This window comes from Actinomyces haliotis, assembly GCF_015355765.1.
In the GTDB taxonomy this organism is placed as follows: Bacteria; Actinomycetota; Actinomycetes; order Actinomycetales; family Actinomycetaceae; genus Actinomyces; species Actinomyces haliotis.
This window is the reverse complement of sequence record NZ_JACWNA010000006.1, coordinates 76,665-93,131: the sequence shown is the minus strand read 5'-3', so window position 1 is coordinate 93,131 and position 16,467 is coordinate 76,665. Positions and strand designations below refer to the sequence as shown.

General features: G+C 72.9%; 11 protein-coding genes. 2 read left to right on the top strand and 9 right to left on the bottom strand.

Annotation, left to right across the window (positions count from 1 at the left end; all coding sequences use genetic code 11):
- Positions 1 to 18: 18 nt before the first annotated feature.
- The 5 genes from IXW69_RS04795 to IXW69_RS04780 form a co-directional block, all read right to left on the bottom strand.
- Positions 19 to 3,657, bottom strand: coding sequence for a DEAD/DEAH box helicase (locus IXW69_RS04795; protein ID WP_194785228.1), 3,639 nt, complete (start codon positions 3,655 to 3,657; stop codon positions 19 to 21).
- A gap of 56 nt (positions 3,658 to 3,713) precedes the next feature.
- Positions 3,714 to 4,664, bottom strand: coding sequence for a nucleoside hydrolase (locus IXW69_RS04790; RefSeq protein ID WP_194785227.1), 951 nt, complete (start codon positions 4,662 to 4,664; stop codon positions 3,714 to 3,716).
- Positions 4,665 to 4,681: 17 nt separating this feature from the next.
- Positions 4,682 to 5,755, bottom strand: a complete 1,074-nt coding sequence (locus IXW69_RS04785; protein ID WP_323745180.1) for a nucleoside transporter C-terminal domain-containing protein — start codon at positions 5,753 to 5,755, stop codon at positions 4,682 to 4,684.
- A gap of 30 nt (positions 5,756 to 5,785) precedes the next feature.
- A complete protein-coding gene (locus tag IXW69_RS11555) occupies positions 5,786 to 5,998 on the bottom strand; it encodes a Na+ dependent nucleoside transporter N-terminal domain-containing protein (RefSeq protein ID WP_323745179.1) in 213 nt (70 codons plus the stop codon).
- 174 nt (positions 5,999 to 6,172) lie between these two features.
- The gene (locus tag IXW69_RS04780; protein ID WP_194785226.1) at positions 6,173 to 7,972 is read right to left on the bottom strand and encodes a cation:proton antiporter domain-containing protein; all 1,800 of its coding nucleotides are present in this window, start codon (positions 7,970 to 7,972) and stop codon (positions 6,173 to 6,175) included.
- 208 nt (positions 7,973 to 8,180) lie between these two features.
- Between IXW69_RS04780 and IXW69_RS11550 the strand changes: the two genes are divergently transcribed.
- Both IXW69_RS11550 and IXW69_RS04770 read left to right on the top strand, forming a co-directional pair.
- Positions 8,181 to 8,471 (top strand): MFS transporter, encoded by a 291-nt coding sequence (locus tag IXW69_RS11550; protein ID WP_228524791.1) that lies wholly within the window; start codon positions 8,181 to 8,183, stop codon positions 8,469 to 8,471.
- A 47-nt stretch (positions 8,472 to 8,518) separates the two neighbouring features.
- Positions 8,519 to 9,859 carry a DUF4921 family protein gene (locus tag IXW69_RS04770; protein ID WP_194785274.1) on the top strand — a complete coding sequence of 447 codons (1,341 nt, stop codon included), beginning with the start codon at positions 8,519 to 8,521 and terminating at the stop codon, positions 9,857 to 9,859.
- A gap of 215 nt (positions 9,860 to 10,074) precedes the next feature.
- Here IXW69_RS04770 and IXW69_RS04765 read toward each other — a convergent pair whose 3' ends face one another.
- The 4 genes from IXW69_RS04765 to IXW69_RS04750 all read right to left on the bottom strand — a co-directional run bounded on the left by IXW69_RS04765 (position 10,075) and on the right by IXW69_RS04750 (position 16,367).
- On the bottom strand, positions 10,075 to 10,953 hold the full coding sequence (locus tag IXW69_RS04765; protein ID WP_194785273.1) for a glutathione S-transferase family protein: 879 nt from the start codon (positions 10,951 to 10,953) through the stop codon (positions 10,075 to 10,077).
- A gap of 244 nt (positions 10,954 to 11,197) precedes the next feature.
- Complete coding sequence (locus tag IXW69_RS04760; protein WP_194785224.1) at positions 11,198 to 12,478, bottom strand: hypothetical protein; 1,281 nt, start codon at positions 12,476 to 12,478, stop codon at positions 11,198 to 11,200.
- A gap of 503 nt (positions 12,479 to 12,981) precedes the next feature.
- Positions 12,982 to 14,694 (bottom strand): dipeptide ABC transporter ATP-binding protein, encoded by a 1,713-nt coding sequence (locus tag IXW69_RS04755; RefSeq protein ID WP_194785223.1) that lies wholly within the window; start codon positions 14,692 to 14,694, stop codon positions 12,982 to 12,984.
- Positions 14,694 to 16,367, bottom strand: a complete 1,674-nt coding sequence (locus IXW69_RS04750; protein ID WP_194785222.1) for an ABC transporter substrate-binding protein — start codon at positions 16,365 to 16,367, stop codon at positions 14,694 to 14,696. Before IXW69_RS04750 ends, IXW69_RS04755 begins: the two co-directional genes overlap by 1 nt.
- Positions 16,368 to 16,467 lie beyond the last annotated feature (100 nt).

The window sequence follows — 16,467 nt, the reverse complement described above, 5'->3', positions numbered from 1 at the left end:
CCCGGTGCACGGACGGCGTCAGCCGCCGAGGAGCTCGCGGATCTCCCGCGCGGTCAGCTGGGCCCGGCTGCGCGAGCCACCCGCGGCCGCGACGGCGTGGGCGTCGTCGTCGGAGCCCTCGACGACCCGCTCAAAGAGCTCGGCCTTCTTCTCCTTGAGGGCCATGACCTTCTCCTCGATGGTCCCCTCGGAGACCAGCCGGTAGACCATGACGGGCTTGTCCTGACCGATGCGGTGGGCGCGGTCGACCGCCTGCTCCTCGGCCTGCGGGTTCCACCACGGGTCCAGGAGGAAGACGTAGTCCGCCTCGGTGAGCGTGAGGCCGAAGCCGCCGGCCTTGAGGGAGATGAGGAAGAGGTCGGCCTCCCCAGAGCGGAAGGAGTCGATAACGGCCTGCCGGTTGGAGGTGGTCCCATCGAGGTAGGCGGTGCGCATGCCGGCGGCGTCGAGCTCCTCGCGCACGCCGGACAGGTACCGGGTGAACTGGCTGAAGACGAGGGCCTTGTGCCCCTCAGCGACGACGGGTCTGAGCTGGTCGAGAAGCACCTGGACCTTGGCGGTGGGCTTCCGACGGCGCCCACCCGCGCCCGCACCCTCACGCATCGGAGCCCCGGCCCCGTTCCCGTCTGCCCCGCCGACGCCGTCAGTGGCGTCGCCGTCCGCGTCCATGACGAGGGCCGGGTCGAGGGCCATGAGACGCAGCGTGGTGAGCGACTTGAGCGCGATGAACCGGGCCTGCGTCGAGTCGTCCTCGAGGAGCCCCATGACCTTCTGCCGCTCCCGGCTGAGCCGCTGCTCGTAGGCGCGACGGTGGGCCGGGGTGAGCTCGACGGCGAGCACCTGCTCGGTCTTCTCCGGGAGGTCCCCGGCGACCTGGTCCTTGGTGCGGCGCAGCATGAAGGGGTGGACCCGGGCGCGCAGCGCGGTCAGAGCCGCGGCCGACCCCCGGTCGATGGGTCGCCGGTAGACGGCGGTGAAGCGCTCGGGTCCGGGCAGGAGCCCCGGGGCCGCGATCGACATGATCGACCACAGGTCCATGAGCGAGTTCTCCATGGGCGTGCCCGTGATGGCGACGGTCGACGGCGTGCGCAGACGCCGCACGGCCCGGTAGGTCGCGGAGGTGTGGTTCTTGACGAACTGGGCCTCGTCGAGCACCACCCAGGACCAGTCGACGCCGGTCATCTCCTCCTCGTCGAGGCGGGCGATCGTGTAGCTCGTGACCACGACGTCGGCCTCCGCGGCGACGTCCGCGAGCGCGCGGCGGCGCTTGGCGGAGGTGCGGGTGACGGCGGCGACGCGCAGGCCGGGCGTGAAGCACGCGGCCTGCTCCACCCAGGAGCCGACGACGCTGGTCGGTGCGATGACGAGGACCGGAGGCTCGTGCTCACTGGATCCGTCGGGCCCGTGGGTCCCCGCAGCGCGCTCCTCGACCATGCGCTGCACCTCGGCGAGGACCTGGACGGTCTTGCCCAGGCCCATGTCGTCGGCGAGGACGCCGCCGAGTCCCGTGGAGCGCAGGAGGTGGAGCCAGCGGTAGCCGTCGAGCTGGTAGGGGCGCAGCTCGGCGAGGAGCCCCGCGGGTGCGGGGACCGCCGTCGGGTCATGAGGGTCGTTGGCCTCGACGCCGTCGGCCTGCTCGGAGCCGACGCCGTCGGTGCACTCATCGGCCCGCGAACCGCCTTCGGCGGAGCCGACGGAGCCACCGGCCGCCGACACGTCCCCGCGTGAGGCACCGTCCCCGCCCGTCAGCTCCAGCAGGCGTCCGACGCCCTCGCGCCAGCGCCGGGTCTGCTCCCCGACGACGCCCAGGCGCACGAGCTCCTGGTAGTAGCCCGCCTGGAAGGGCGTCACCTGCATGGAGCCCGTGCCCTTGGCGGTGGGATCCTCGAGGTCGCGCCCCTCCTCCATGAGGCGGGCGAGGGCGATGAGCTCGGGGCGGTCGACGTTGACCCACGCGCCGGAGTCGAGCATGACCTCGGAGGTGTTGGTGGCGACGGCCTGCATGAGTCGCTCGAGAGGGACGTCGTCCTCGCCGACGCGCACGCGCACCTGCAGGGAGAACCAGTCGGGCCGCCCGTCGCGGTCCTCGGCGACGTCGGTGACGATGAGCGGCGTCTCCTCGGCCTCGCGGTAGGAGGGCACGTCGCCGAGGAGCTCGACGTCGAAGGCGCCCAGGCGTTCGAGGACGGGCACGGTGCGGGCGATGAGCTTGGCGGTGGCGATGCCAGTGAGGCGGCGGCGGTTCCACATGACGCCGTGCTGGGCGGCGAGCGGGACGAGGATGGTGATGACGTCGCGGGCGAGGCGCCGCTCTCCCGCGAGGTCACGGGGCGTGCCCGGGTCCGCGAGCGCGGCGTCCGCAGCACCGCCACGACTGCCACCGGCCCCGGGCAGCGGCCGGAAGCCGCCGGTGCCCTCACCGTCGAGGTCGCCGACCTCCTCCTCGCGCCGAACCTCGCCGTCGGCGGTCACGTAGCGCATCCACCAGGAGGTGCTCGAGGCGTGCGTCTCCCCGTCCACGGTGATCCGCAGGACGGCGCGCAGGGTGGTCGGCTCGGGCACGGCGAGGCCGGCGTCGACCTCGAGGACGGGGACGGCCCGGGAGAGCACCTCGAGCTGCTCGGACTGGAATCGCTCGACGTCGACCTCGGGGACGACGATCGGCCGGGCCGCGCCGGAGAGGACGCGGGCGAGCACCTCGTCGGGAGCCGGCTCGACGGGCATGAGGAGGAGCGAGCTGTCCGGGCACCACGTGTAGAAGCCGTGGACCGGCCCTCCGACGCGCTTGAGCTGGGGCGCCTCCCCGCGGGGTCCGACGGGGACGCCGGGCACGCCGTCGAGCTCGATCATCGGCTCGATCGCGAGGTCCCCGGCACCGCCCTCACCGGTGCGCACGAGGCGCACGCCGGCGCGAAGCCCGGACTCGATGCGGACGGCCGCGCCGCCCTTCTGGGCCGTGGTGAGGACGAGCCCGGCGGCGACGCCACGGCGCAGCACCTCCCAGACCCGGTGCGGGGTCTCATCGAGGGCGACGCGGTCCTCCGCGTAGTAGAAGCCGTTGGGGGCCATGCGGCCGATCTCCTGGACGGCGCGCAGGACGTCGTCAGAGACCTCGCCGCGCAGCGAGCCGCCGAGGACCTGGTTCCAGGCCGCGCCCTGGCGGTTCCAGCCGCGCTTGCCCTCGACGAGCGGCAGGAGGGTGAGGCCGGAGTCCCCGGGCCAGCCGGGGCGAGGGATCTCGGCGACCTCGAGAGCCATGGCGCGGGTGTCCGGCTCGGAGACGCGCAGGAGCCCGGCGAGCTCCTTCTCCCAGTCCGCCGGACCGTCGTCCTGGCCGGCGAGGGCCGCGGCGCGGGCGGCGAGGAGGACCGCGGCGGTGTGCTTGCAGTCGCTGCTGACGGGGCAGGAGCAGGAGCCGGTCCAGGTGGTGCGGTCCCCGTGGCGGCGGGCGTAGAGCATCGACTGGTAGGAGCGGCCGCCCGCGCCGCGCACCTGCGCCATGAGGATGTCCCCGCCGCCGGAGACGGACAGGGCGAGGACGCGGCCCTCGTCGGCGTAGCGGCGCCCGCGCAGGAAGGCCTGGCCGCCGACGCGCTCGATGATCTGGTGATCGGTGACGCGGGCGGGCCAGTCCTCCTCGGTGATCTCGCGGGCCATGAGGGCAGCCTAAGGACTGGGTACGACGCGTTCCCGCGCCGCTGACCGTAGCCGGCTCAGCGCGCGAGCAGCCCGCCGAGGCGCCGCGTGAACTCGCCGAGGAACCGCTCGGTGTCCACCTCGACGGCGACCCGCGCGGACTTCACCGGGTCGGAGAGCCCGTCGAGCCGCCCGATCGTGCGTCCCCTGGTGGGGCCGGCGAGGTCCACCTGCAGGTTGATCGGCAGCAGGGTGACGAGGCTCGGGTCGATGGAGACGGCGACGGCGAGCGGATCGTGCAGGGCGCAGCCGGGGATGGCGACGGCCTGGGTCTCGAAGTCGATGTAGTAGTCCGTCATCTCCGCATAGAGGCGGCCGGCCTCCGTCCCGGTCTCGCGCCAGGCGCTCGTCTCGACCTTGGTAAGGAGCGTCTGGTGGGTGACGTCGAGGCCCACCATGACGACCGGTGCGCCCGAGCGCAGGAGGAGGTCCGTGGCCTCGGGGTCGTGGGCGACGTTCGCCTCGGCGCAGGCGGTGACGTTCCCCTCGACGGTGAGCGCGCCGCCCATCATGGTGATCGGCCCCATGAGGTCCTTGATGGAGGGGTCCTTCTCGAGAGCGGCGGCGACGTTCGTCGAGGAGCCGGTGGGGACGTAGAGGAGGTCCTCGCCCCACTCGTGGGCGGCCCCGATGATGACGTCGACGGCGTCGCGGTCCGTGGGCCGCCCGGCGGGCTCGGGGAAGTCGGCCTCCCCCAGGCCGTTGCGACCGTGGATCCGCATCACGTGCTCGGAGGGCGCGAAGGAGGCGGAGGTGCGCGAGTGCGCGAGCCCCACGTGGACGGGGACGTCGCCCGCGCCGAGGGCCTCCAGGACGGCGAGGCTGTTACGGGCCGCGGTGTCCACGGTGACGTTGCCGTAGGTCGTGGTGACGCCGACGAGCTCCACCTCGGGGCTGGCGACCGCGTAGGCGATGGCGAGGCCGTCGTCGATCCCGGTGTCGAGGTCGAGGATCATCTTGCGGGTCATGGAGGGCTCCTTCCGGCTCACCAGACGAACAGGCCGACCGTAGCAGCCGACATGAGGGAGACGAGGACGCCGGAGAGCAGCATGCGACCCACGTTGCGCGAGATGAGGTCGTTGCGCTCCTTGTCCACGATCCCCTTGAAGGAGCCGATGATCATCCCGAGCGTACCGAGGTTCGCAAAGGAGGTGAGGAAGACGGTGAGGACGGCGCGCATGTGCGCGGCGTAGCCGGACATGGGCCCGGAGACCTCGCCCATGGCCACGAACTCGTTGGTGACGAGCTTGAGCCCCATGACCTGCGACATGTCCCAGGCGGAGGACGGGTCCAGGCCCAGGAGCAGCGCCGGGACGTAGAGGACGACGCCGACGATCTTCTCCAGGGACAGGGGCGACCAGATCGCGCCGAGGATCTTGTCGATGAGGGCCGCGAGCGCGACGAAGGTGATGACGGTGGCGGTGATGATGAGGATGAGCTTCCCGGCGGCGAGGATCGAGTCGCCGAGGAAGGAGAAGTAGGGCTCGCGCGCCGGACGCCCGGCGCGGCGACGGCGCAGGCGGGCGAGGAGCCCCGTCGCGTCGTCCTCGTGGTCCTGCGAGACCTCGGCGGTCGCCTCGGAGCCGGCGACCTCCGCCTCGGGGCCGCCGTAGGTGATGACGACGTCGTCCTGAGCGGCGACCTCCACCGGGTACAGCATCCCGGCCACGATGAGGGCGTTGAGGCAGTTGACCGGGACGGCGGTGAGGACGAACTCGGCGGGCACCATCTGCATGTAGGAGGCGAGGATCGGCGCGGACACGCAGCTCATCGTCATCATCGCGATGACGACGTCCCGTGCGGGCGACATACGCTGGAGCTGGAGCTTGGAGACGGCCACGGCCTCCGTGTTGCCCAGGAACATCATCTCGATCGCGTAGAAGGCCTCGAAGCGCGGCTGGCCCGTGACGGCGGACAGTCCCCGTCCGATCCAGCGGATGATCCACGGCAGGATCCCCAGGTAGGTGAGGGTGTCGAAGACCGGCACGATGAGAAGGATCGCCAGGAGCGCGGAGACGACGAAGTTGACGGGCTCCGGGTCGACGCCGTTGACCCCCACCCAGTTCGCCAGCGCGAAGTTGATGCCCTCCTAGGCGACGGAGACGAGCTCGCCGAATCCTGCGGCCGCGCCGCGGACGATGGCGCGGCCCCAGGCGAAGCTCGTCAGCCCCCAGGCGATGAGCAGGTTGAGGACGGTGAGGACGGCGACGGAGCGCCAGCGGATTCCGGACCGGTCGTGGGAGAAGAGCCAGCCGAGCGCCAGGAAGACGAGCAGGCCGAGGACGTTGAGAGCGAGGTACACGGGACCACCTCAGGTGTCAGGACCGTGCGCGCCGCGGGGTCGGCGCGCGTGACGGCACCATGACACCACGAGCCCGAGCGTCTCGACGAGCCGTCCCAGCGCGGCCGGGCGCTCCGTCGCAGCCCGGGTCGCCCGCGCCCCGTCGAGACGTCAGGGCCTCGGGACCGCAGGGCCTCAGCGCCTCTCGCGGCGGGAGGCCATGCGGCGCAGGCGGCCGGTCACCTCCTGCTCCGCCTTGACGCGAGCCCCCTCCTCGCGGCGGGCCCGGGCGGCCTGCTCGCGCAGCGCCCTCATCTCGGCCCGCTCCTCGCGCCGGTGCTCGCGCGCCTGGGCGCGCAGGACCGCGCGGCGCTGCTGGGACTCCTCGTGGTCGAGGCGCATCTGCCGGCGCATCTGCTCGCGCCACTGCGCCCGCTCCTCCTCGATCTGGGTGAGCCGCTCAGCCAGGCGCCGGGCCTCCGCCTCGGACAGCCCGTGGTGGTGGAAGCCGGCGTCGCGCCCTCGTCGCACCGGCTGCGCCGGCGAGGACGCCGATCGCGGGCCGAGGCGTCCGGGGCCTCGCAGGTCCGAGTCGGGCATGGGCGCGGCCGCCGAGCCCTCGCGGGCCTGGGCCGGGCTCGCCGGGGACGGCGCCTCCTCGAGGCCGGCCGGACGGCGCGGCTCGGAGTGGAGGAGCTCGCCGGGCCCCTCGTCGAGCCTGCCCGAGGCGGCCGCGTGGTCGTCAGCACCGCGCCCCTCGGCGTCGACGGGTCCCTGGACGACCCCGAGCGCCTCGACGGCCGGCGCGTGGTCGGACTTGTCGGACAGGAGCAGGCCGAGGGTCGGCATGACGAGGACGCTGAGCGCCCCGGCGAGGACGAGCGTCGAGGCGAAGGAGTCGGACATGGCGCCGGCGTTGGTGGCGACCTGGGTGACGGCGACGATGATCGGCAGCGCCGTCGTCGAGTAGACCGCGATCTGCAGGCTCTGGCGCATCGAGTACGCCCGTGAGCCGTCACGCCGGCGCTCGAGGCGGGCCGCGAGCCACACGGGCAGCCCCCGCGTGAGGACGAGCAGGACGAGGAAGGCGCCCAGGCTGATGAGCGCCGACGCGCTCAGGTCGAGCGTGATGCCCATGCCGGAGGTCACGAAGAAGATCGGGACGAAGAAGCCGTAGGCGAGACCGTCGAGCTTCTCCTCGAACTCCCGGTTCCCGTCGGGCAGCGCGTAGCGCAGGATGAAGCCCGCCGCGAAGGCGCCCAGGACGACGTCGAGGTCGAAGACCTCCGCCACGGTGCACAGCCCCACGAGGAGGAGGACGGTGACGCGGACGGTCGTCTGGGCCGTCGTCGACCCGCCCAGACGGATCGCGTCGACGAGCTTGCGCCCCCAGCGCTTGACGCGGTCCGTGAAGGCCACGATCCACAGGGCGATCGCGAGGAAGGCCAGGAGGATGAGCATCTCCTGCCAGGTGGAGCGCGTCCCCAGGAGCAGCGCCATGAGGATGACGGGGCCGACCTCGCCGACGGCGCCGTGGTTGAGGATCGCCGCGCCCACCGCCGTCGGCAGCAGCTCGCGCTCGCGCAGGATCGGCAGGATCGTGCCGATCGCCGTCGACGTCATGGCGATGGCGATGGCGATACCGTTGGCGGACAGAACGCCGCCCGTGACCCCGACGAGGGCGACCGTGGCGAAGGCGAGCACGAGGGAGCCGCCCCAGGCGACGATCGCGTGCCGTCCGCCGGCGCCGCGCAGCTCGTTGACGTCGATCTCGTAGCCGGCCATGAGGAAGAGGAAGGCGACGCCGAGCTCCTTGAGGAACTCGATGTCCTGGCCGACGTGCGCGACGTCCAGGCCGCTCGGGCCGATGAGGATGCCGCCGGCGATGAGCAGGACGGTCTCGGGGACGAGGCGCTTGGGGATGACCCAGCTGATGAGCGGGGAGACGAGCGCGACCGCCACGATGCACAGGAGGGAGATGAAGGCGTGCGCCACGGTCTCCTCCTTCCGGTCTCGGGTCACGGTGGTGGGAATCCCACCGTGGGGGCGCCGGTGGCGCCGGTCGGGAGCGTACCGGCCGATCCTTGCGGCGCAGTGGCACGAAGGGCCGCTGGACGGGTCGTTCCGGTCACGGTTGGGCGTCGACGCGGACGGACCGTCCGTCCGGTTCGTCGCCGCTCCGGGGCGGACCTACGCTCCCCGCATGCCAACGCTGACAGCCCGTGGGACCGTCTCCCCCGGCGCGCCGACGACGATGCCGCCGCGCTCCTGGTCCCTCACCCTCACCGGCTTCTACGCCGTCACCGTCGTCGTCTCCACGATGGTCGGCGGCATCTGGTCCGACCGCGTCGGGCGGCGCAAGCCCTTCGTCGTCGCCGCTCTCGTCACCGGCGCGGCCGCCTGCGCGCTGGCCCTCACCCAGACGTGGTCCGGGGCCGCCGCCGTGTGCGTCCTGGGGGCGGTGTGCGTGACCCAGATCCGCAGCGTCCGCTGAGCCGGCGCCCCACGCGGACCTCTCCGGGGGACAATGCCCCCATGCCGATCCTCCAGCCCTACGCCCCCTCGGCCGAGCCTCTCACCCGGCTGGCCGACGGGACCGTCAAGCAGATCAGCCCCTTCACCGGCACCGAGGTGTGGACCGTGCCCGGCCGCGGGAACCGCCCCATCTCGCACCCCGTCACCGAGGTGCGCGACCTGCGGGCCGGGGACCGCGAGGAGACCTGCGCCTTCTGCTCGGCCCGGTACCTGGACACCCCACCGGAGAAGTCACGCGTGGTCGACGCCGGGAACGGGACCTTCGAGCGGATCGACGCCCTGCCCGCCGCCGAGCTCTTCGACACCGTCGCCGAGTTCCGCCGCGTCCCCAACCTCTTTGAGATCCTCTCCTACTCGTACTGGCACGCGAACCACGGCTACGAGATCCCCGACGCCGCCCGCGAGCGCATGGAGGCCTACCTGGCGGACCCGGCGGGCCGGGCCCACGTGGAGGCCATCGCCCGTACGAAGCTCAAGGCCTCCGGCGCGGACCCGGAGTCACTCGGCTCCATGGACGAGGCCACCCGCCGCGAGTACCTCGCCGCCTTCTTCGCCGGCGGCCACGACGTCATCGTCGGTCGGCGCCACTACACCGACGATGCGACGGACACCTCGGGCCTGGCTGGGGCGGGCACGCTGACGGTCGAGGAGCACCGGGCCTACACGCGCCTGGCGGTCCACGCCATGCACGACCTCTACCTGCAGAACCGGTGGGTGCGGTACGTGGCCGTCTTCCAGAACTGGCTGCGTCCCGCCGGAGCCTCCTTCGACCACCTCCACAAGCAGCTGGTCGGGATCGACGAGCGGGGCGTCAACGCCGAGCTGGAGCTGCTGCGGGTGCGCCAGAACCCCAACCTCTACAACGAGATGGGGGTCGACTACGCCGCCTACCGCGGGCTGCTCGTCGCCTCGAACGAGCACGCGGTGGCCTTCGCCGGCTTCGGGCACCGCTACCCGACGCTCGAGGTGTACTCGACCTCCGCGTCGGCGGAGCCGTGGCTGCAGTCCCGCGAGGAGGTCGACGCCGTCTCCGACCTCGTCCACGCCCTGCACGCGGCGACGGGCGTGGGCGTGCCGAGCAACGAGGAGTGGCATCACAAGCCGCTCGACGTGGACCAGCCGATGCCGTGGCACATCACGCTCAAGTGGCGCGTCTCGACGCTCGCGGGCTTCGAGGGCGGCACGAAGGTCTACCTCAACACGATCGACCCGTGGAGCCTGCGCGAGCGGCTGGTGGATCGGTTGGAGGACCTCCGCGCGGACCGCCTCATCGCGCCGATGGCCGTGGGCGACGAGTGCCCGACGACGCCGAACAGGCTGCTCTACAACCCGGTCCTGTCCCGTTGACGGCGACTCCGCGGGAGCGTGGTCAGTTCTCGTGACTTCTGGGTGCCGACCACTATCGAGCCGCCGAGGATCCGCGTGATGGCGCGGGGCCTCGCGGCCGCTCGCGGCAGAACGCACGAGAACTGACCACCTCCACGCACGACGACGCCCCCGGTCCCGCTGCTGCGGGTGCCCGGGGGCGTCGTTCGTCGTGATCCGGGCGGGAGGGCCCGCTCTCAGGCGTCCTGCTCGCCGATGCCGAGGGCACTGCGCTCCTCGGGGCCGACCCAGCCGGACCGGGACTCGAGCGCCCGGAACCAGCGGGCCAGGGCGGGCCAGAAGCTGATCGAGGGGGCCACGCCGCCCGGGAAGCCGGCGCGGCCGCCGTACTCGTAGGCCTGGACGAAGGTGAACAGGCGGATGTCGGAGCCCGTCGGCTGCGCGCCGCAGAGGAACTGCTCGACGGAGACGACGGCTGACAGCGGCGGCACGTCCTGGATCGTGAGGGCTCCCTCGCGGGACGCCTCCATGTGGGTGGCGCGGGCCAGGACGGTGTCGATGACGTCAAAGGCGAGCAGGACGGTGTTGGCGGCCTCGGCGGCGACCTCCTCGTCCTCCGAGTGCGTGGCGCGCGAGTAGGGGCCGTTGACGTGCTGGGTGAGCCACTCGTCCCAGGCGTCGGTCGAGTTGCGGCGGTCCAGGGGGTAGAGGTCCGGGGCGCCCTCGCGGTGGAGGTCCCACCAGGCGGTGGCGAGGTCGAAGAGGAGGGACCCGGAGTCGTCGGAGACGACCTCGCCGGTCTGCGTGTCCACGAGTGTGGGGACGGTGGGCGGAGGCGTGTAGCCGTCAACGCCCTCGTAGACCTCGGCGAGGGACCGGGCGTGGAGGGCGGGGTCGACGCCGGGCTCGCCGGTCTCGTCGGTGAGCTCCCAGAAGCCGTCCGCGCCCTTTCCGTAGGACCAGGACACGGGGATGGCGTCGACGAGGCCGAGGAGGCGCCGCGCGATGAGGACGCGGCGGCACCACGGGCACGAGCCCGAGGCGATGAGGCGGTAGCGGCCGGCGGCGGGCTCAAGGTCCCCGTCGGTGAATCGGTGCGAGTGGGCGAGCGGCATCTGGCCCTCCGGGTCGGTGGTCGTGTCAGGGTTGACGGCGGTGGCCCGCGTCATCGAGGCGCAGGGCGCTCGCGCCTATGGTGCCTCGCGCTCAGTCCGTCGTCAGGTACTTCGTCGCGGGGCGAACCGCGTCGCGGGGCAGCCCCCGGGCCGACCGCGGCGACGTCGCCGGTGCGGCGGGTGCCCGCCGAGGCCCTGGCCCGGCGCTCCCGGACGGCCTCAGCGCTGGGCCCGCCCGGTACGCTCAGCGACCCAGGCCCGATCGGCCTCCAGCGCCTCGCGCTGTGCGGCGACGAGGGAGGCGTCTCCGAGCCGCCCGAGCGCCTTCACGCTCTCCTCGGCGAGCTCGAGGAGCTGGTCCGCGGCGTCGGCCTGGCCGCGCCGCACAGCGGCTGACTCGAAGGCGAGGCGGGAGCGGGCGGCGCGGCGCAGGTACCGCTCGCGTCCCAGGAGGTCGGCCCGGCCGGCACCGCGGCGCGCGCCGTGCCCGGCGGCGATGTCGAGGCCGAGCTCGATGAGGGCGAGGGCCTCCATTGCGGCCAGCCTGGCGGAGGTCCTCGGCGAGCTCGCGGGCGGCGACGACGGCGCGGGCGGGCCCGGCGGAGTCGAGGACCTCGTTGATCCACTCCTCGCGGCGCTGCAGCTCGACCTCGGCGACGGGTCCGCCGGCGAGGGCCCGTCCGTAGGTGCCGGCGCGTGTCTCGGCGGGGGCGGGCGCCTCCTCGAGCCGGGTGCTGGCCAGGGCCGCGGGGAGCGGCTCGGGCTCGCGCAGAAGGTGGACGACAGGACCTGGCACCGGCTCGGCGACGGGCTCGAGGTCGAGGTAGCGGCGGGTGGCGTCGCCGACGGCGCGGTTGCCGTTGCGCTCGTCGAAGGCGTCGCACACGGCGTCGAGCCACAGCGTGGTGATCTCGAGCGCCTCGAAGATCGAGTCGGTCGCCTCGACGTGGTGGCCGGAGAGCCCGAGGGTGGCTCGCGGCATCGCGGCGCCGAGGCTCTCGGCGCCGCGGCCGGCGCGCACGGCGGCCCGCAGGATCATGACGCTGCCGGTGAGGAGCTCGAGGAGGTCCGCTGCGACGCCGCACTCGGCGGTGGCCCCGGCGTGACGACGCAGGATACGCAGGCCGCGGTCGACGCGCCCGGACAGGGCGAGGAAGGCGAGGTGCTCGCGCAGCCAGCCCCGCTCGGCGCCGTCCCGCCGGTGGGTGAGGTAGGCGTCCAGCTGCATGGACCAGGCGCGCTCGGGGCGTCCGGACAGGAGCATGGGGACGAGGGTCATGGCCTCGACGTTGGCGGGCTGGTCCTCGCAGGTCCAGGTGCCGTCGAGGACGGGGACGGCGTAGCGGACGGCCCGCTCCCAGTCGTGCGCCTCGGCGGCCTCGTCGATGGTCCGGTGGGTCTCGCAGGCGCGGTCGGGGTCGGGCGGCGTCGTGAGCCAGTCCTCGTGGAACGCGGCGGCCTCCTCCATCTGCCCGAGGTAGAGGGCGACGATGCGGCGCTGGTCGGCGAGGTCGTGCTCGGGCACACCGACCTCGTGGGCGTAGGCGTCGAAGCCCTGCTCGAGGGCGCGGTCAGGGCCTGGTCCTTTCAGGAGTGCGTACGTCAGGCGTCCCGGAGCTCGAGGGGACGCGATGCGTGGTCGCGCGGACGGCTGCCTACGCTGACCAACGATGACGACACCTATGAGTGAGCGTCATTAGAAAGGCGATAATGTCACCGTCCATACGGTTCACATGTGCGAGGGTTCACACGCGATCCGCTCTCACCCGCAGCGCCCGGCTCCCGCCCGGGAGCGCCTGCGCACCGGGACGATCCCCAACCGTGACCATCGCCGTCATTCCGCCACTCACTCGCAACATCGAGCGTCACTGACGGCACGGCCGTCACCCGTCCGCGCACGATCACCCTCCTGGACCCGCAACCCGGCGGAACCGGAGCCGAGCCGTCCCCGGCGCGGAACGCCGCGCCTGCGCACGACGGCGGGGCGCCGTCGGCTCCTCACCGACGACGCCCCGCTCGCGCTCCGCCTCAGGCGGCCAGGCGGCTGCGGCGCCTCTCGGCCTGCACGTCCGGGTCCGGGACGGGGACGGCGGAGACGAGCCGGCGCGTGTACTCCTCCTCGGGGTGGGCGAGGACCTGCGTCGTCGGTCCCTGCTCGACGACGCGCCCCTGCGAGAGGACGACCGTGCGCGCGGCGACCGAGTCGACGACGGCGAGGTCGTGGGACACGAAGAGGCAGGCGAAGCCGAGCTCGGACTGGAGCTGGCGCAGCAGGTCGAGGACGACCGCCTGGACCGAGACGTCGAGGGCGCTCGTCGGCTCGTCCGCGATGACGAGGCGCGGGTCCAGGGCCAGGGCGCGCGCGATGGCGACCCTCTGGCGCTGGCCGCCGCTCATCTCGTGCGGGTAGCGGTCCGCCATGGCCACGGGCAGACGCACGGCCTCGAGCAGCTCGCGGACGCGAGTGCGCCGGGCCGCGCCCTCGAAGCCGCCGTGGACGACCATCGGCTCGGCGATCGAGGAGCCGACGGTGCGGCGCGGGTTCAGCGAGCTCGCCGGGTTCTGGTAGACGACGCCGGTGGCGCGGCGGGCCGGCTCGAGGGCGCGGCGCCGGGCGCCCTTGACCTCGACGCCGCACACGCGCACCGAGCCCGAGGCGATCGGCACGAGGCCCGTGAGGGTGCCGGCGATGGTGGACTTGCCGGAGCCGGACTCGCCGACGAGGCCCAGGACCTCCCCCGGTGCGATCGACAGGCTGACCCCGCGCACGGCGTGCACGGAGCGGCGGCCGTTGCGGTAGACGACGTCGAGGTCGCTCACCTCGACGACGTTCTCCGGGCCCGCCCCGGCGTCGTCGGCGTGCGCCTGGCGCTCGGTGACCTCGACGCCGCCGCGCAACGAGTCGAGGCGCGGCACGGCGGCGAGGAGCTCGCGCGTGTAGGGGTGCTGCGGGCGGGCGAAGACGCTGCGGACGTCGCCGCGCTCGACGATCTCGCCGTGACGCATGACGGCCACGTCGTCGGCGACGTCCGCGACGACGCCCATGTCGTGGGTGATGAGGAGCACGGCGACGCCCCGCTCGGTCGTCAGGGAGCGCAGCAGGTCGAGGATGCCGGCCTGGACGGTGACGTCGAGGGCCGTGGTCGGCTCGTCGGCGATGAGGACCGGCGGGTCGCAGGCCATGGCGAGGGCCGTGCAGGCGCGCTGGAGCTGCCCGCCGGAGAGCTGGTGCGGGTAGGAGCGGGCGATGCGCGCCACCTGCTCCTCGTCCCCCAGGCCCACGCGCCCGAGCAGCTCGAGGACGCGGGCCTCCACCGCGCGGCGCGCCCCGCGGCCGGTGGCGTGGGCGCGGACGGCCTCGCCGATCTGGGAGGCGATGGTCTCGAGCGGGTCGAGCGCCGTCGTCGGCTCCTGGAAGATCGTGCCGACGAGTCGGCCGCGAACGTCGTCGAGGACCGCGCGCTCGGCGCCGACGAGCTCGACCTCCTCGGCCGTCTCGCCCGCTCCCGTGCGGACGAGGGCAGAGCCGGTGACGGTGGCGCTGCCGGGGAGGAGGCCCAGGGAGCCGAGGGCCGTGACCGACTTGCCCGACCCGGACTCGCCGACGAGCGCGAGGACGCGCCCCGGCACGAGGTCGAGGTCGATGCCGTGGCTGGCGGGCTCCGGCGAGCCGTCGAAGGCGACGGTGAGGCCGCGCAGGGACAGGGCGCCGGTGCGCTCCCGGGTCTCCTCCCCCGGCATCAGTCGGTCACCCCGAGGACGAGGTAGTCCGGGTACGCCGGGAAGGGGTTGACGAAGAAGCCGCCGACCTTGGAGCCGTGCAGGAAGGAGTTGCGGCGGTTGAGGAGCGGGACGCTGGGGACGTCCTCGGCGATCTGCTTGTCGAGGGCGGCCCACATCTGCTGCGCCTTGGTCGCGTCCGTCTCCGCGGTGGCCGCCTCGATGGCGGCGTCGACCTCGGCGTTGGAGTAGCGCGAGACGTTGTACCCGCCGTTGCCGATCTCGGAGGAGGCGTACAGGGGCTGGATGTTCGCGTTGGCGCTCGGGTAGTCCGGGTTCCAGGAGACGACCGTGAGGTCGTAGGTGGAGCCGTCGCCGTGCGTGGCGCGCTCCTGGTAGGCGTCCGTGGACTGCGGGTCGAGGCGGATCTTGAAGCCGGCGTCGACCAGGGACTGCTGGACGGCCTCGGAGATCGCCTGGCGGGCCTCGTTGTTCTGGGTGAGGAGGACGAGCTCGGGCACGTCCTTGCCCTTGAGGAGCTCCTTGGCCTTGTCGACGTCGGTCGGGTAGAGGTCGTACTCCTCGCGACCGGGGATGCCGGGCGTGATGTAGGTGGTCGCGATGCCGGCGCCGAGCTCGCCGCCGAGCGCCTTCTGGGCCGCGGTCTTGTCGACCGCGTAGGCGATGGCCTTGCGGACGTCGACGTCGGTGACTCGCTCGGTGTTGATCGCGAGGTAGAGGAGCGGACCGGGGTCGGAGGTCACCATGCGGGAGGCGACGTTCTTGTCGGCGTTGACCTGGGCGAGCTTGGAGGCCGTGAGCAGGCCGGCGGTGAAGGCGTGCTGGTCGTCGCCGGAGTCGGCGATGAGGCGCTGGGAGATGGTGTCCTCGTCCTGGCCGAGGGAGAAGACGATCGAGTCGGGCAGGGCGGTGCGCACGTCGTCGGTGTCGGCGCTCCACTTGTCGTTGCGCTCGAGCGTGACGGAGACGCCCTGCTTGGCCTCCTTGAGCTTGTACGGGCCGGAGGCGACGGGCTTGTCGGAGAAGGACTCCGGGTCGTCGTTCTCGGGGACGGGGGCGAAGGCCGGCAGGGAGGCGATCCAGGGCCAGTCGCCGTAGGGCTTCTTGAGCGTGAAGACGATGGTCTTGTCGTCCTTGGCCTCGATGGAGTCCAGGTGCTTGCCGTCGTAGGGGCCCTCGTATCCGTCGGTGTTGGCCAGGAGGGACTTGTGGTAGCTGAGGCCGCCGGACAGCGAGGAGGAGAAGGAGCGCTCGAGGCCGTGCTTGATGAGGGCGGCGGTGATCGGGGTGCCGTCGGAGAGGGTGAGGCCGTCCTTGAGCGTGTAGGTCCAGGTGAGACCGTCGTCGGAGACGGTGCCGGTGTCGGTGGCGAGGTCGGGGACGACCTCGGGGTCCTTTCCCGGGGTGAGCTTCCAGGTGGTGAGGCGGCGGTGCATGAGCGCGAGCGACGTGACGGCGAGCGACTGGCTCTTGGCGGGGTCCCAGTTGATGTCGGAGTCCGCGGACAGCACGTACAGCGTGCCGCCCTTGGTGGCGGAGGCGACGGCGGTGCCGGAGGCCGAGGCCGAGGAAGACTTCTCGTTGGCGCCGCAGGCGGCCAGGACGAGGGCGAGGGCGGAGACGCCGGCGCCCGTGAGGGCGGTGCGGCGGGAGACGTCGGGCAGGAGTGCCATGGTGTGTTCCTTCGGTGGTGGTGCGGTGCGGCGGGAGCGCCGGATCGAGGTAGTTGTGTGTGGTGGGAGGACGGGCGCGCCGTCGTCGGCTCCGGGCCGC

What these genes read in the sequence shown, in the direction of transcription:
- IXW69_RS04795 (WP_194785228.1), bottom strand. Translation starts at nt 3,657, where the DNA reads ATGGCCCGCGAGATCACCGAGGAGGACTGGCCCGCCCGCGTCACCGAT.
- IXW69_RS04790 (WP_194785227.1), bottom strand. Translation starts at nt 4,664, where the DNA reads ATGACCCGCAAGATGATCCTCGACCTCGACACCGGGATCGACGACGGC.
- IXW69_RS11550 (WP_228524791.1), top strand. Translation starts at nt 8,181, where the DNA reads ATGCCAACGCTGACAGCCCGTGGGACCGTCTCCCCCGGCGCGCCGACG.
- IXW69_RS04765 (WP_194785273.1), bottom strand. Translation starts at nt 10,953, where the DNA reads ATGCCGCTCGCCCACTCGCACCGATTCACCGACGGGGACCTTGAGCCC.
- IXW69_RS04755 (WP_194785223.1), bottom strand. Translation starts at nt 14,694, where the DNA reads ATGCCGGGGGAGGAGACCCGGGAGCGCACCGGCGCCCTGTCCCTGCGC.
- IXW69_RS04750 (WP_194785222.1), bottom strand. Translation starts at nt 16,367, where the DNA reads ATGGCACTCCTGCCCGACGTCTCCCGCCGCACCGCCCTCACGGGCGCC.